This is a genomic window from Limisphaerales bacterium (genome assembly GCA_014382585.1).
Classification (GTDB): Bacteria; Verrucomicrobiota; Verrucomicrobiia; order Limisphaerales; family UBA1100; genus JACNJL01.
This window is the reverse complement of sequence record JACNJL010000043.1, coordinates 45579-60545: the sequence shown is the minus strand read 5'-3', so window position 1 is coordinate 60545 and position 14967 is coordinate 45579. Positions and strand designations below refer to the sequence as shown.

General features: G+C 58.3%; 12 protein-coding genes. 10 read left to right on the top strand and 2 right to left on the bottom strand.

The window, feature by feature from the left end; translation table 11 throughout:
- The first annotated feature begins 10 nt into the window (after window positions 1-10).
- From queA to H8E27_09495, 6 genes are all read left to right on the top strand, one after another.
- Window positions 11-1084: a tRNA preQ1(34) S-adenosylmethionine ribosyltransferase-isomerase QueA gene (gene queA, locus H8E27_09520; GenBank protein ID MBC8325849.1), complete on the top strand. Its 1074-nt coding sequence runs from the start codon at window positions 11-13 to the stop codon at window positions 1082-1084.
- The gene (locus tag H8E27_09515; protein MBC8325848.1) at window positions 1084-1740 is read left to right on the top strand and encodes a dihydrofolate reductase family protein; all 657 of its coding nucleotides are present in this window, start codon (window positions 1084-1086) and stop codon (window positions 1738-1740) included. Before queA ends, H8E27_09515 begins: the two co-directional genes overlap by 1 nt.
- Before the next feature lie 84 nt (window positions 1741-1824).
- Entirely contained in the window at window positions 1825-2955 is a 1131-nt protein-coding gene (locus tag H8E27_09510; GenBank protein ID MBC8325847.1) for a citrate synthase, read from the top strand.
- A gap of 77 nt (window positions 2956-3032) precedes the next feature.
- Complete coding sequence (gene sucC / locus H8E27_09505; GenBank protein ID MBC8325846.1) at window positions 3033-4235, top strand: ADP-forming succinate--CoA ligase subunit beta; 1203 nt, start codon at window positions 3033-3035, stop codon at window positions 4233-4235.
- A 5-nt stretch (window positions 4236-4240) separates the two neighbouring features.
- Entirely contained in the window at window positions 4241-5131 is an 891-nt protein-coding gene (gene sucD / locus H8E27_09500) for a succinate--CoA ligase subunit alpha (GenBank protein MBC8325845.1), read from the top strand.
- A 20-nt stretch (window positions 5132-5151) separates the two neighbouring features.
- Complete coding sequence (locus H8E27_09495; GenBank protein MBC8325844.1) at window positions 5152-5961, top strand: hypothetical protein; 810 nt, start codon at window positions 5152-5154, stop codon at window positions 5959-5961.
- On the opposite strand, the gene H8E27_09490 is transcribed toward H8E27_09495, so the two are convergent.
- Entirely contained in the window at window positions 5958-6764 is an 807-nt protein-coding gene (locus H8E27_09490) for a TatD family hydrolase (GenBank protein MBC8325843.1), read from the bottom strand. The two genes, H8E27_09495 and H8E27_09490, sit on opposite strands and share 4 nt — an antisense overlap.
- 128 nt (window positions 6765-6892) lie before the next feature.
- Here H8E27_09490 and H8E27_09485 point away from each other — a divergent pair, with 128 nt between their 5' ends.
- Together H8E27_09485 and H8E27_09480 are read left to right on the top strand one after the other, a co-directional pair.
- The gene (locus tag H8E27_09485) at window positions 6893-7876 is read left to right on the top strand and encodes a hypothetical protein (protein ID MBC8325842.1); all 984 of its coding nucleotides are present in this window, start codon (window positions 6893-6895) and stop codon (window positions 7874-7876) included.
- Window positions 7877-7959: 83 nt separating this feature from the next.
- Window positions 7960-9012, top strand: coding sequence for a sugar phosphate isomerase/epimerase (locus tag H8E27_09480; GenBank protein ID MBC8325841.1), 1053 nt, complete (start codon window positions 7960-7962; stop codon window positions 9010-9012).
- A 140-nt stretch (window positions 9013-9152) separates the two neighbouring features.
- Here H8E27_09480 and H8E27_09475 read toward each other — a convergent pair whose 3' ends face one another.
- Window positions 9153-9941, bottom strand: a complete 789-nt coding sequence (locus tag H8E27_09475) for an MBL fold metallo-hydrolase (protein MBC8325840.1) — start codon at window positions 9939-9941, stop codon at window positions 9153-9155.
- A 79-nt stretch (window positions 9942-10020) separates the two neighbouring features.
- Between H8E27_09475 and recN the strand changes: the two genes are divergently transcribed.
- Window positions 10021-11685, top strand: coding sequence for a DNA repair protein RecN (recN, locus tag H8E27_09470; GenBank protein ID MBC8325839.1), 1665 nt, complete (start codon window positions 10021-10023; stop codon window positions 11683-11685).
- 207 nt (window positions 11686-11892) lie between these two features.
- Window positions 11893-14967, top strand: a complete 3075-nt coding sequence (locus tag H8E27_09465) for a PSD1 domain-containing protein (protein MBC8325838.1) — start codon at window positions 11893-11895, stop codon at window positions 14965-14967.

The window sequence follows — 14967 nt, the reverse complement described above, 5'->3', positions numbered from 1 at the left end:
GGAAAAACCTCTGAAAACTGAGGATTTCAACTTCAGTTTACCCCCTGAGTTGATTGCTCAAAACCCGGCACCTGCGCGTGATGGCTCACGCTTGCTGAATGTAAAGAGGGTTGAGGGCACTTTCGCCCACCATCAATTCCTCGATCTCCCGCAATTCCTGCGCGCGGGCGATGTGCTGGTGATGAACAATTCCCGCGTGATCCCTGCCCGCCTGCGCGGACGCAAAGCAATTGGCGGTGGCGCAGTGGAAATCCTACTCACCGAGCCTGCGTCCGATGCCACGTGGTGGGCGATGGTACGCCCCGGCAAACGTCTGCCACCCAAAACACAAATCGAAATTCTCGACAACCAAGGCCGCCCCACCCCGTTCACCGCCGAGGTGCTGAAAAAAAATGAAGAAGGCCACGCGTGCCTGCACTTCGAGGGCACCGATCATTTGCTCGCGGAATTGGATGCCCTCGGCGAAATACCATTGCCGCCTTACATCCACCGTGAAACGCACGGGAAATCGGGTGAAGATGCCGAGCGCTACCAAACGGTGTACGCCAAACCCACCGGTTCCATTGCCGCGCCCACCGCGGGGCTACACTTCACGGAGCCATTCCTTGATCAACTCCGCGCGCAGGGAGTAGAAACACACACGGTGACCTTGCACGTTGGCCTTGGGACATTTGCGCCAGTGAAAGCGGAGGCATTGGCGGAGCATCGAATGCATTCAGAGCGCTTTACCTTGCCCGCCAAAACCGCCGCCGCCATCAATGCTGCCAAAACTGAAGGGCGGCGCGTGATTGCCGTGGGCACCACCACCGTGCGCGTGCTCGAAAGTGTGGCGGCACAACAAGAGTCGCTCTCCGCCACTTCGGGCAGCACGGATATTTTCATTTATCCGCCACGCGAGTTCAAAGTGGTGGATGGATTGCTCACTAATTTTCATTTACCGCAATCCACGCTGCTGATGCTGGTAAGCGCCTTCGCGGTGCCAGGCGAATTGAGTGGACGCCAATGGATGCTCGAAGCGTACGCCGAGGCCATCCGCAAAAAGTATCGCTTCTTCAGCTACGGCGATGCGATGTTGATTCTGTGATGCGTCCGCACGTTTCCATCAATATGGCGATGACCGCCGATGGCAAAATCGCCAGCGCCAACCGCGAAGTGACCAGTTTCGGCAGTCGCGCGGACCATGCACATTTGCTCGCCCTGCGCGATCAAGCTGACGCCATCCTCACCGGCGCGGGCACGCTCAACGCTCAGCCCGAAATCATCCTCGGCCCAGGCCCTAAATCTAAACCCAAACCGCCTCTACGAATCATTGCCAGCGGCAGCGGGCAAGTTAATACGCGCCATAAAATTTTCCGGTCCAAAGGCGCGCCTGTGTTGGTGCTCACCACCGAAGGCATCAGCCCAAAGCGGTTGACGCATTTGAAGGCCGCAGCCAACGCGGTGGAAATTTGCGGCACCGAAGCTATTAGTTTCAAACAGGCGCTCGATTGGCTCAGCAAAAAATGGGGCGTGAAACGGCTGCTTTGCGAAGGAGGCGGGCAATTAAATGATTCGCTCTTCCGTGCGGGCGTGGTCGATGAGGTAAACCTCACGGTGTGCCCGCGTTTATTCGGAGGGCGGGATGCACCCACGATCGCCGATGGCCTTGGTTTTGCACCGCTCAAAAACGCCACGCAATTCACCTTAAAATCCCGCAAACAGGTGGGTGATGAATTGTTTCTGGTATTGCGGAAAGCTTGACGCGACGGGTTGATTTTTTTAAGTTCCCCGACCTCAACCCCCTGTTTTTGGGAGCAAATAGCTATGACAATGAGCGAATCAGGAATGACAGCGGAACCGATCGACAAAGGAATGGCTGGCGTGGTGGCCGCCGAAACGGAACTGAGCGACGTGCGCGGCGATCTCGGCGAGTTGGTTTATTGCGGCTACAACATCAATGACCTTGCGGAAAACGCCTCGTTTGAAGAAGTCATTCATTTGCTGTACCACAATCGCCTGCCCACTCCGGACGAACTCGCTACGCTGAAACAAGACCTCGCCTGCCGACGCGAAATCCCGCAGGGCGTCATCGACCTCATCAGTGCGATGCCCGCTGAGGCCGCGCCGATGCACGTGCTGCGCACCGCCGTCAGTGCGTTGGGCTGCTACGATGCCGAGCCCGAAACGGGTGAAAACATCGCCCTCGCGCGCGAAAAATCCTTAACCCTCATCGCGCAAATCCCGGTTCTCATCGCCACCTTTCACCGGCAACGGCAAGGCAAGGAATTACTCGCCTCCGATCCTTCGCTTGGCGAAGCCGCAAACTTTCTCTGGCTCATCAATGGCGAAAAACCCAGTGCCGACATGGAGCGCACCATTGATATTTGCTACATCCTCCACGCCGACCACGGCTTCAACGCCAGCACCTTCAGCAGCCGTGTGACGATCGCCACGCTCAGCGATGTGTACAGTGCCATCACCAGCGCCATCGGCACGTTGAAAGGACCGCTCCACGGCGGTGCCAACGAAGGCGTCATTAAAATGCTGCACGAGATTGGTGAATTGGATCAAGTAGACGCCTACGTTGAAGATTGCCTCACGCACAAACGCAAAATCATGGGCATTGGCCATCGCGTTTACACCACGCTCGACCCCCGCGCGCCGCACCTCAAGCGGATGGCGCAAAAACTCACCAAAGAATTGGGCGAACCCAAGTGGATCCAAATGAGCGAGCGCATCGCCGAATTGATGCTTGAGAAAAAGAACCTCAACGCCAACGTCGATTTTTATTCTGCCACCGTCTATTACAGCCTCGGCATTCCGACCGATTTATTCACCCCCATCTTTGCCATTGCGCGCACGGCAGGCTGGACCGCCCACGTCCTCGAACATCTCGACGGCAACCGCCTTATTCGCCCTCGCGCCCAATACGCTGGTGACGATGGCAAGGCATGGGTCGCCTTGAGCCAACGTTAACCGGCACTTTGGCGAACACACAAATTTCTTGCCACACTCCCGCCCCTGTCGCATAGCAGGGGCGCTGTTTTTTACCTATGAATCTCCACGAATATCAGGCCAAACAATTAATGGAACGCCACGGCGTGAAAGTGCCGCCGGGCGAACCGGCCACCAACCTCGACGAAGCCAAGGCGGCCATTGCGAAACTTTTTGACGCGGGCAACGCACGGGTGGTCGTAAAATCCCAAATCCACGCCGGCGGCCGTGGCAAAGGCACATTTAAAGACGGCTTCAAAGGCGGGGTACATTTGGCCGATAGCGTGGAGGATGCCACCGTCAAGGCCGAGGCAATGCTCGGCAACGTGTTGGTCACCAAACAAACCGGCGAGGCGGGCAAACAAGTCAACCGGTTGTTGATCACTTCCGCACAGGAAATCAAAAGTGAATTTTACGTGGCCGTGCTGCTCGACCGCGCGCTGGGCAAACCCATCGTCATGGCCAGCGCCGAGGGCGGCATGGACATCGAAGAGGTGGCGGATAAGACACCCGAGAAAATCATCAAAGAAGTCGTTGACCCCGCGCTGGGATTGCAACCGCACCAAGGCCGCAAGGTTGCCATCGCGCTGGGGCTGCGCGGTCGCCTCATCGGGCAAACCGCCGGATTGTTGCAAGCGCTCTATAACACGTGGCACGATTGCGATGCCTCGATGCTGGAAATCAATCCATTGGCGCACATCGCGAATGAAGACGACACCGAAGCGGTGGTGGCGCTGGACGCCAAAATGTCCATCGACAGCAACGCGCTCTTTCGCCATCCGGACATCGTCGCGATGCGCGATCTATCCGAGGAAGACCCACTCGAAGTAGAGGCCGGCGAGCACGACCTCAACTACATCAAGCTCGACGGCAACATCGCCTGCCTCGTCAACGGCGCCGGCCTCGCGATGGCCACTATGGACGCCATCAAACATTACGGCGGCGATCCCGCAAACTTTCTAGACGTCGGCGGCGGTGCCACAAAGGAACAGGTGAAAGCCGCCTTCGAAATCATCGTGGGCGACCCCAACGTACAAGCCATCCTTGTAAACATTTTTGGCGGCATTATGAATTGCAACACCATCGCCGAAGGCATCGTCGCCGCCGTGCAGGAAACCCAACTTACACTCCCACTCATAGTGCGCCTCGAAGGCAACAACGTCGAAGCCGGCCGCGCCACCCTCGCCGCATCAGGGCTAACGCTCATCACTGCTGAAAGCCTGTCGGAAGCCGCCGAAAAAGCGGTAGCCGCAGTAAGATAATTCCTATGTCCATTCTCGTAAAACCCGACACCAAATTTCTCATCCAAGGCATCACCGGTGGCTTTGGCGGTCGACACGCGCAGCTGAGCCTCGACTACGGCTCCCAGCTCGTGGCCGGCGTCACGCCCGGCAAGGGCGGACAAATGTTTGCCGACACGGTTCCTATTTTTGACAGCGTAGCCGAAGCGATGGCCGAAACCGGAGCCACGGCGAGTGCGGTTTTTGTGCCGCCGCCTTTTGCGGCCGATGCCATTCTTGAGGGGGCGGCGGCGGGATTGGATTTGGTGGTCTGTATCACCGAGGGCATTCCGGTGCGCGATATGATTTCGGTAAAAGAGGCGTTGAAAGACAGCTCCACCACGTTGCTCGGCCCTAACTGCCCCGGCGTGGTGACACCCGGCGAGGGCGAGGATTCGCACGGCGGTTGTCGCATTGGCATTGCACCGGGGTACATTCACAAAAAGGGAAACATCGGCGTCGTCTCCCGCAGCGGCACGCTCACTTACGAGGCGGTGTGGCAGCTCACCAGCCGCGGTGTGGGGCAATCCACCTGCGTGGGCATTGGTGGCGATCCCGTGCCGGGGATGACGCATCTCGATGTGTTAAAACTTTTCAATGATGACCCCGAAACCACGGGCATCATTATGATCGGCGAAATCGGCGGCACCGCTGAAGAAGAAGCCGCCGCGTGGGCCAAAGCACATTGCACCAAACCCATCGCCGGATTTATCGCCGGTGCCACCGCGCCTCCCGGACGCCGCATGGGTCACGCGGGCGCGATCGTCAGTGGCGGCAAAGGCACCGCCGAAGCCAAACAGGAAGCCTTCCGCGAAGCGGGCATCGGCGTGGCCGAAACGCCCTCGGAAATGGCCGACACGCTACTGAAAATGATGTAGCCCCCGCGCCGGATGAACGCATGGACTGGCTGCATGGAATCCTGAATCTCGCCGGGCTCTTACTGTGGGTCAGTTGGCGGACAGGCACGATGCCGCGCAGCCAACCCCCGCGCAACCTCGCCGGCCCCACGCCCCGCCAAGGCCCGGTGTATCGGCATTCTTGGATTTACCTGCTCGTGCTGCTGGCGTTGCTGGGCGGGCGCGCGGTTTTTTACAATCAATTCGGCCCGGGACTGGATTGGTATCCGCACCTCAACTTACTTGACGTATTTCACCCCTTTAAAAGCGATTCGCTTCCGCACGCGTTGGCCTACTCGGCGCTCAGCTTCGCGCACTGGCTGGCGGCACTGTATTTTTGCCTCGCGCTGCTGAGCACAGTGCAACCGCGCTCCGAGGTCACCGGTCAATGGCGCGAATTTCTCATAGCGCAATTCGGATGGCCGGGCGGGTTGCCGGTGCCCGCGCAATGGTTGGGAGTCTTGGCGCTCGCCGTTGGATTTCGATTTGTCGAGGCAAGCTGGATTGAATCGCTAGAGGCAATCAACATCCCCACAAACCATCTCCCTCTACTGGTGCTGCTGGATTTGCGGGCAATGATTTATTTAATCATGGTGCTGCTCGCGTTATATTTATTGAACTGCTTTGTGTATTTCGGCGAACAGACTGTTTGGAAAACCGTGGATGAATCCGGCAAGCGCCTCCTCGCGCCCCTGCGCATTCTGCCGTGGGAAACACGCAAGATGGATTTCGCCCCCATCGTGGCCTTGGCGATCGCCTACGGATTGAGCCACGCGCTCACGCCGGAACACGTAGCGAGCTTGCTGCACTAACCCAGCTTCGGAAAAAAAGTGTGAGCCGTCGCGCAGGTGGCTTCGCTCAATTCAATCAGCGACACGCCCTTCACTTCCGCCACGCGCTCGGCGGTGTGGCGCGTGTACGCGGGCTCGCAGCGTTTGCCGCGAAAGGGCATTGGCGCGAGAAAGGGGCTGTCAGTCTCCACCATCAATTGATCGAGTGGCGTGGCCTCGACAGTGTTGCGCACTTCCTGCGCGTTCTTAAAGGTCACAATGCCGGTGAAGCTCACCAGCGAGCCGAGGTCAAGAATGCGCCGCATACTCGCCGCGTCATCCACGAAACAATGAAACTGCCCCCGCACGCGGTCAGCGAATTCCTCAAAAATTTCCAGCGTGGGCTCCAGCGCGGCGCGTTGATGAATCACGGCGTTGAGTTTTAATTCCGCGGCCAACTCAAGTTGCTGGCGGAAGATGTTCACTTGGCGAGCCTTCCAAATGACATCTTCTGCCTCGGTACCGCCGTTGGTGCTGGGCAGCTGAAAATGGTCGATGCCCGTTTCGCCGATGGCCACCACTTTGGGATGCGCACACAGCTCGCGCAATTCGGGCCGCACATCTTCGGGCGCTTCGGCGAGATCATTGGGATGCCAGCCCACCACGGCGTACACCGGCGCGTGTGCCTCGGCGAGAGCCACGGCGCGTTGGCTGCTTTCGAGATCGGTACCGATGGTGATGATGCGCGTGATGCCCGCAGCGGCGGCGCGTTGGAGCAGCCCAGAAATATCCCTCTCAAAATCAGGGAAAGTTAAATGGGCGTGGGTGTCGAAAAAAGTTTCCATCTTGGTTACGGCAGGCGCATTGTGACGACGAAGATCGCGCACGGCAATCCCGCGATTTGCGCACAACCCGCTCTTTACAAACTCCCCAAACAGGTGCATATTGACTCGTGAGGGGTGCAACAAATCAGATGACTTTTTCCAGACTGTTCCAACTCCAACGCACCGGCTTTCTGGCGCTGATGATGAGCATAGTGCCCGCGGTCACTGCGCTGGAACTCACGCGCGAAATGTTCCAAGGTCGCGATTTCAAGGCCTCCGGTGGCCATGCGCAATTTGCGGTTCACAAATTCAAACTCGATGCACCCATGGTGAATGCCCTGAACTTTGGTATCGCCAAGCTAATCACGGCGCATGAAACGGTTTTTTCTCCACGCAAAGTCGGTCGCAATTTTAATGTGCGATTTCGGATTTTTGAAACATTCGAGGACTACCAAACTTACTCACGCCTGCGCTACAAAAAAAACGTGACCAAAGGCATCCTCGGCTATTTCAGCCCCAGTGCGCGGGAAATTGTCACCTGGAAACAACAGGCTCATCTCAGGTGGCGACTGGTGCCCACGCTGCTGCACGAAAGCTGCCACGCGATCATGGACGAGATGTACGGCCAGTTGCCCTTCTGGATGATCGAAGGCAGTGCCGATTGGTTTGGCGAAGCACCCGCGTGGCTGCTCAAAAGCAACGGCCTGCGCAACGACCAACACATGCGCTGGATTCGGCTCGACGAAATGCGGCGCAAGGGCCAACTGCCCCGCTTGCAAACTTATCTGCTCACAAAGGAATACGAAGATTGGGATAAAATGTTTAAGGGCAACATCGGCCAGGGCTACGATGTGGGATGGTCGGTTTTTGATTTCTTCATCAAGGCCGATCCAAATGGCCAGGCGATGCGGTTTTTGGGTGCCATCATCAACGATCCCAAAGTGCAACGCGCCCGCGGGCTCATAGGCAAAATGGAACAGGAATTTGCTCAGGCCATCAACCGCCACTGGCAGGGCGGCATCCCGTTACTCGAAAAAGGCTGGCACACATGGATTTCCATGCGCGCGGTCGAATCCCGCAAGGCCCTGCAGAAATTCCAGCAGGAACAGCGCGCGAAACAGCAAAAACGCTGATTTTTCCGGTGCCGAATTCAGGTTGCCTTCTCGGGTTTTTCTCGGTACTTTTCGCCACCCAATAACCCTATTCAAGGATTCTTATGGCTAAACCTATCTACCACAGCAGTATTGAAGGCGCCCAGCACGGCGGCAAGGGACTCGATGGCTTTCTGAAGTTCGCCAAAGAAGCCGGTGCCGCGGGCGCGCAGCCGAGCAATTATATGTTGGAGGAGGACGGCTCCGATGGCTCGAAATTTCGCAGCGCCTCCGACATCAAAGAAGCGTTTGAGAAAAACGGCCTCAAGCTCGACGGCGTCAGCGGCCACTGCGCGTTCTGGGTACACACCAGCGCTTGGACCGGCACCAAGAGTGGCCATGCGTTTATCCACGGGCAAAATCAGGATAAAAGCCCGGAAGAGCTGGAGCAATGGTACGAGGATTACCTGCTCCGCATGATGGATCTCTGCGCCGAGTTGGGCATCAAGATTCTACCGATGTTTTGGGGCGTTTCCCACGGCTGGGAATTGGCCACGGGTTATCCGTGGGGATTCTGGACCTCCCCGGACGGCGGCGATCTCAACAAGGAAGGCGATGAGCGGTTCGTGAACAAGACCGCCAAGATTCGCGCTCACGCCAACAGCCTCGGCATTTATCTCGCCCACGAGATTCACCCCGGCACCGCCGCCATGTGCGCGGAGGAGTTTGGCCATCTGGTGAAAATTTGTGATGGCGATAAAACCCTCACCGTCAACGCTGATCCCTCCCATTGCTGGGAAGGCGAAGATTGGGAAACGCGTTTCACTCACGCGGCCGTGAAAGATCGTGTGTACGCCTGCCACGTGAAGAATTTCGTCGTTCGCCCGAACGTGCCCTTACGCCGCATGGACGGCAACTGGCGCAACCGGGCCATGCAGTTCACCGACCTCGGCAGTGGCGATCTCAACATGGTGCGCTACGTGGAAACGCTCATCAACATCGGCTACCCCGCCCGTTACAATAAGATTATGGGCACCGAAACCGCCCCGCTTATCGCTGAGACTGAAAGCAACTACCGCGATCCGGACGCCACCGCCATCGAAGGCATCCAATACGTCCGCGACCAACTTTGCTTCCCGGTTTCCGAAGGCTCCTTCGAAGACGAAATGGGAGCCTGAAAAACGGCCGATACAGTCTTATCAGAACGGTCGCCATCGGCGGCCGTTTTTTAATGACCAATTCCCAAAACCCAACGACCAAGGAAAAACCAATCAACAAAACCCCAATGGATTCTTGATCATTGGTTCTTGGGATTTGGTCATTGAGAATTGGATACCACCCTCAACCCATCCCACGCCAACCGCACGCCTTCCGGCAGCTTGGCCTGATCGATATCGTGGTCATAGTAGTGAGTCAGATGTGTGAAAATCGTTTCCCTCGGGCCAATCTGTTCGGCGGCCGCTAGTGCCTCTCTCGTGCTCATGTGGGTCCAATGTTCCTCCGGTCGCAAGGCATCGAGTACGGCAACCTCCACGCCCTTTACCGCCTGCACCACTTCCTTCGGTACGGCCTTGGCATCGGTGAGGTAAGCCAGCTTCTTCTCTCCGCCCTGTTCGAACAAATAGCCCGTGGACCCCATATCGCCGTGTGGCAAATCCACCGGCGTGATGCGCAGATCGCCAATTTCAAACGGCCCGTCGACGACATTTTGTTCCGGCTTAAAATACCCCTTCTTCATTTCGCCGTCGTGAAACGAATGTGCGTGCACGCGGCGCAAGTGGCCCATTGTCGTCGCGTTCGCATAAATGGGCAGCGACCCTTTTCGGAGATCACAAAACCGCCGGCAATCATCCATGCCCATGATGTGGTCAGTGTGCGCATGCGTCACCAGCACCGCGTCCAGCCAGCGAATGTTTTCGCGCAAACATTGCGTACGAAAATCCGGTGTCGTGTCCACTACCAGTTTCACTTCATCAGTGACCACATAAATCGAACTCCTCAGCCGATGATTCTTGGGGTTTGCCAAAAACTCCGGCGGATACTCCTTCCCAATCACCGGTACCCCCTGCGAAGTACCCGTCCCCAAAAATGTGAACTCAAACGCCATGCGCCCGCAGGGATGCCCGAATGCGCCGGTGAACACAATTTTATTTTCCCGCGCACGTTTATCGGCACAATGCCCGCGGATGTTAGACACGCTGCGAATTCGAAATCTGGCGTTGGTCACCGATCTCACACTGGAGCTCGGGCCCGGCTACAATGCCATCAGTGGCGAGACGGGCGCGGGCAAGTCGATCCTCATCGGTGCTCTCAATCTTGTGCTGGGCGAACGCGCCGATCGTACGCTCATCCGCGCCGAGGCTGATCAATGCACCGTCGAGGCCAACTTCGATGTAGCCCAACTCGATGCGCCACTGCCCAGGTTTCTGGAAGAGCACGGTTTGGAACCCTGCGAGGAAAACCAATTGCTCCTCAAACGCACGTTCACGACCGCCGGCAGCAATCGCCAGTTCGTCAATGGTAGCGCCACCACTCTGGCTGTGCTCAAGCGGATTGGCGAATGGCTGGTGGACATGCACGGACCGCACGATCATCAGTCGCTGCTGCATCCCGCGCGACAGCTTGCCATACTCGATGCCTTTGGCGGACTGCAGCAACCGCGCGCCGCCTTCACCACCCTGCTCCAGCGCCGCACCGAGATTGAGCAGGCCAAGGCCGATCTCGTGGTCGATGAGGCCACCTACGCGCAACAGCTCGATCTGCTGCGGTTTCAGGTCAAGGAAATCACCGGTGCCGCGTTGGACCCCGCCGAAGAGGAAAATCTCGAAGCCGATTACCAACGCTCCAGTAACGCCGCACGTTTGCTAGAGTTATGCCAAGGCGCCTTACAGTTGGTCAGTGAAAACGAAGGATCCCTGCTCGACCGTTCCGGTGATCTCGGCCGGGTGCTGGCCGATCTGCAGCAGGTCGATGACAGCGCTGCCGGACTGGTGGAATTGCACGAAGAAGCCCGCGCCAATTTACAGGAACTGCAAAGTGCCCTGACCGTTTATGCCGATCGCGTGGACATTGATCCCGCCCAACTCGCCTCGCTAGAGGAACGCGTCAACCTCGCGCAATCGCTCAAGCGCAAGTACGGCGGCAGCATCGAGGCGGTAAATACCTTCGGCGAAGAAGCCGCGCAGAAGCTCGCCACGCTCGAGAGCCGCGATGAGGAATTGGCGCGGCTGAATGCCGAGTTGAATTCACTTGAGACCAACCTCATCCAAAGCGGCCAAAAACTATCCGCCCAACGCCAGAAGCTCATCCCCAAGCTGACCAAGGCCGTCACCTCCCATCTCAACGACCTCGGCTTTGCCCAAAGCCAGCTCGATGTCGCGCTCAGTTCCACCGATCGCCCCGCCGAGGTCAAGGCCTCCGGGCTGGACACCGTGGAGTTTCAATTCGCGCCCAACCCCGGCGAACCTGCCCGTCCGTTGCGAGCCATTGCCTCCTCCGGCGAACTCGCCCGCGTGATGCTGGCGCTCAAGACCGTGCTCGCCGCTGAAGATTCCATTCCCGTTTTGATCTTCGACGAAGTCGACGCCAATGTCGGCGGCGAAACCGCCCATGCCGTCGGCGAACGCATGCGACAAATTGCTGACCAACGTCAAGTCCTCTGCATCACGCACCTAGCGCCGGTTGCGGCCGCGGCGCAGGCCCATTACGTCGTCAGCAAAGCCGTCATCGACGGCCGCACCGAATCCAACATCACCCCCCTCAACGCCCAAGCCCGCGTCGACGAACTCGCCCGAATGCTCGGCGGCCAATCCACCGCCGCCCGCAAGCATGCGGAGGAATTGTTGAGGTAATTTTTTACCACAGAGAGCATGAGATGTTCAGGTCGCGGATTCGCAAGCTCGTCCCTCCATTGAGGCGCACTGAAAGGGTGAACTTGCGAGTCCGTTTTTTCTCCTCTGTGCTCTCTGTGTCTCTGTGGTTAATTTGAACAATCGTCGAAACCAATACGTCTCCCTTGGAAAGCTTGATTGAATCTGAAAACGGATTATTCTTTTGGCATGAACAGTATTAGACAGGCGATGGTTTTGTGCTTGGCGGCGAGCTGCGCGTGGGCCGCACCGGTGGAGTTTAACCGCGATGTGCGGGCGATTTTGTCGAAAAACTGTTTCTCGTGTCACGGGCAGGATGCGAAGAAGCGGAAGGGTAAGCTGCGGCTGGACACTGCGGACGGCGCGTTTGCATCCAAAAATGGAGCGGCAGCGATTGTGCCGGGGAATGTTTCGGAAAGTGAATTGTGGGCGCGGATTAATTCAACGGATTCGGATGAAGTGATGCCGCCGCTGAAAACGAAAAAATTCCTCACGCTCGAAGAGAAACAAACGCTCAAAACATGGATCGAGCAGGGGGCCAAGTACGAGGAGCACTGGGCTTTCATTGCGCCGAAGAAACCGGCGGCACCGAAAGGCGCGCCGAATCCGATTGATGCATTTTTGCAACAGCGTCTGACTCGGGAAGGTCTGAAACCCGCGCCCTTGGCCACGCCGGAGACGTTGGTGCGGCGCGTGTTTTTGGATCTGACGGGATTGCCGCCCACGCCCAAGGAGGTTGATGCTTTTCTCGCAGACAAATCGCCGGACAAGCTGGAGCGGTTGATCAGCGGTCTCATGAAGCGGCCGGCTTATGGCGAGCACATGGCGCGGTATTGGCTCGACCTCGCGCGGTATGCGGACACGCACGGGCTGCACCTCGACAACGAACGGTCCATGTGGCCGTACCGCGATTGGGTGGTGCGGGCGTTCAATCAGAACATCAAGTTCGATGATTTTACGCGCTGGCAGTTGGCCGGGGATTTGTTGCCGGAACCGACGTTGGACCAGAAGATTGCCTCGGGCTTCAACCGCTGCAATGTAAGCACCAGCGAGGGCGGAAGCATCGGGGAGGAATGGATTTACCGGTACGCGGTCGATCGCACCTCAACGGCGGTGGAGGTGTGGATGGGTCTCACGGCTGGTTGCGCGGTGTGCCACGATCACAAGTTTGATCCACTTTCGACCAAGGAATTTTACTCGATGTACTCCTTCTTCCACAGTGCGGCCGATCCGGCGATGGACGGCAATAAAAAGGACACGCCGCCGATCCTGCGCGTGCCGCGTCCGGGCGATCAGGAAAAGCTCGCGGCATTGGAAAAGAAAATTGAGGCGATGGAGAAACGCATTAGCGAAGCGGCATTGAAGGTGGCTTATATTGATCCCGCGCAGCTCGACGTGCCGCCCTCGCCGATCGTCAAAGAGAATGTGTGGATCGAGGATGCCGTGCCTGCGAAAGGCGCGGCGCAGGGCAATACGCCGTGGAAATTCGTGAGCAACCCGGAGCCGGTGTTCAGCGGCAGCAAGGCGACGGTGCGCGAGGCGGCAGGGTTGAGTCAGCATTTCTTCACCGGCGCCAACCCGCCGTTGATCGTTGAGAAAGGCATGAAACTGTTCGCGCACGTGTATCTGGATACGCTCAATCCGCCCAAGCAGATCATGCTGCAATTCAATGACGGCACTTGGGAGCATCGCGCGTACTGGGGCGAAAACAAGATCGAGTGGGGCACGGACAAATCGGTCAGCCGCCAACGCCTCGGCGATCTGCCGGAGGTGGGCAAGTGGGTGCGCTTGGAGGTGGACGCCGCCAAAGTGGGGCTGAAGCCGGGCGCGAAACTGAACGGTTGGGCGTTCACACAATTCGCCGGTAAAGTGTACTGGGACAAGGCAGGCGTAGCGTCCGTCACCGATCCAGTGGGCGATCCTGCGTTCTCATGGACGACGTGGAAAGCGCAGCCGGAAAACGTCCGCAAAAAGGATTTGCCCGATGCGGTGTGGCGCCGGTTGCGCGGCAAGACACCGGACAAGTGGACGGAGGCCGAGCAGAAGGAAGCCTTCCTGTTATGGGTCGAGCGCGTGTACGCCAATCCGCCAAAGGCCTTGGCGGATTTGAAAAATGAAAAGGCCGCGCTCGCGGGCGAGATGGAGGCTATCAGCAAGAATACTGCGATCACCTTCGTGATGGCGGACCTGCCCAAGCCACGCCAGAGCTACGTGATGGTTCGCGGCCAATACAATGTCCGCGGGGAAAAGGTCAGTCGCAATGTGCCGGCTTTCCTGCCGTCGCTGCCGGCCAAGCCGAAGGATCGCGATTACAACCGGCTGGATTTCGCCAACTGGCTGGTCAGCGGTCAGCATCCGCTCACCGCGCGCGTGGCGGTGAACCGCATGTGGCAGCAGTTCTTTGGCACAGGCCTTGTGAAAACGAGCGCGGACTTTGGCACGCAGGGCGATCTTCCGAGCCATCCCGAGTTGCTCGATTGGTTGGCCGTGCAATTCGTTGAGGACGACTGGGATATGCAACGGCTGATCACGCGACTGCTCACCAGCCACGCCTACCGCCAACGCTCCGCCGTCACGCCGGCGTTGCTGGAGAAGGATCCGGAAAACCGTCTGCTGGCCCGTGGCCCGCGGCATCGGCTGGATGCCGAGGTGTTGCGCGATCAGGTGCTGAGCCTCAGTGGATTGATGGTGCCCACGCTCGGCGGACGCGGGGTGAATCCTTATCAGCCGCCCAACATCTGGGAGCCGGTCGGGTTTGCCAGTAGCAACACGCGCAACTACAAGCAGGGCACGGGCGACGAACTGTATCGCCGCAGCATCTACACCTTCCTCAAGCGCACTGCGCCGCCGCCTTTTATGTCCAGCTTTGATGGCCCGAATCGCGAGCAAAGCTGCGCCGCACGCGGCCGGAGCAACACGCCGATGCAGGCGTTGCAGCTGATGAATGATGTGCAGCATGTTGAGGCGGCGCGCAATCTGGCCCAGCGCATTCTCAAGGAAGGCGGCGAGGACGCCGATGCCCGCGTCCGCTGGGCGTGGCGCGTGGCGACGGCCCGGCATCCCGCCGCGGCAGAGACCCAGATCATCACCAACGTACTGGCTGGTCATCGCGCGCGCTTTGCCAAGGACACCGAGGCGGCGAAGCAACTCATTGCCTTTGGCGAAAGCAAGGCCGACCCCGAACTCGCGCCTGTGGATCTCGCGGCGTGGACGCTGGTGGCTAATCTCCTTTTAAACCTCGACGAGGTCGTGAACAAAAACTGA

Excerpts from the sequence above, each read along its gene's own strand:
- H8E27_09515 (MBC8325848.1), top strand. The coding sequence starts at position 1,084 with ATGCGTCCGCACGTTTCCATCAATATGGCGATGACCGCCGATGGCAAA.
- H8E27_09510 (MBC8325847.1), top strand. The coding sequence starts at position 1,825 with ATGACAGCGGAACCGATCGACAAAGGAATGGCTGGCGTGGTGGCCGCC.
- sucC (MBC8325846.1), top strand. The coding sequence starts at position 3,033 with ATGAATCTCCACGAATATCAGGCCAAACAATTAATGGAACGCCACGGC.
- sucD (MBC8325845.1), top strand. The coding sequence starts at position 4,241 with ATGTCCATTCTCGTAAAACCCGACACCAAATTTCTCATCCAAGGCATC.
- H8E27_09495 (MBC8325844.1), top strand. The coding sequence starts at position 5,152 with ATGGACTGGCTGCATGGAATCCTGAATCTCGCCGGGCTCTTACTGTGG.
- H8E27_09490 (MBC8325843.1), bottom strand. The coding sequence starts at position 6,764 with ATGGAAACTTTTTTCGACACCCACGCCCATTTAACTTTCCCTGATTTT.
- H8E27_09485 (MBC8325842.1), top strand. The coding sequence starts at position 6,893 with ATGACTTTTTCCAGACTGTTCCAACTCCAACGCACCGGCTTTCTGGCG.
- H8E27_09480 (MBC8325841.1), top strand. The coding sequence starts at position 7,960 with ATGGCTAAACCTATCTACCACAGCAGTATTGAAGGCGCCCAGCACGGC.
- H8E27_09475 (MBC8325840.1), bottom strand. The coding sequence starts at position 9,941 with ATGGCGTTTGAGTTCACATTTTTGGGGACGGGTACTTCGCAGGGGGTA.
- recN (MBC8325839.1), top strand. The coding sequence starts at position 10,021 with ATGTTAGACACGCTGCGAATTCGAAATCTGGCGTTGGTCACCGATCTC.
- H8E27_09465 (MBC8325838.1), top strand. The coding sequence starts at position 11,893 with ATGAACAGTATTAGACAGGCGATGGTTTTGTGCTTGGCGGCGAGCTGC.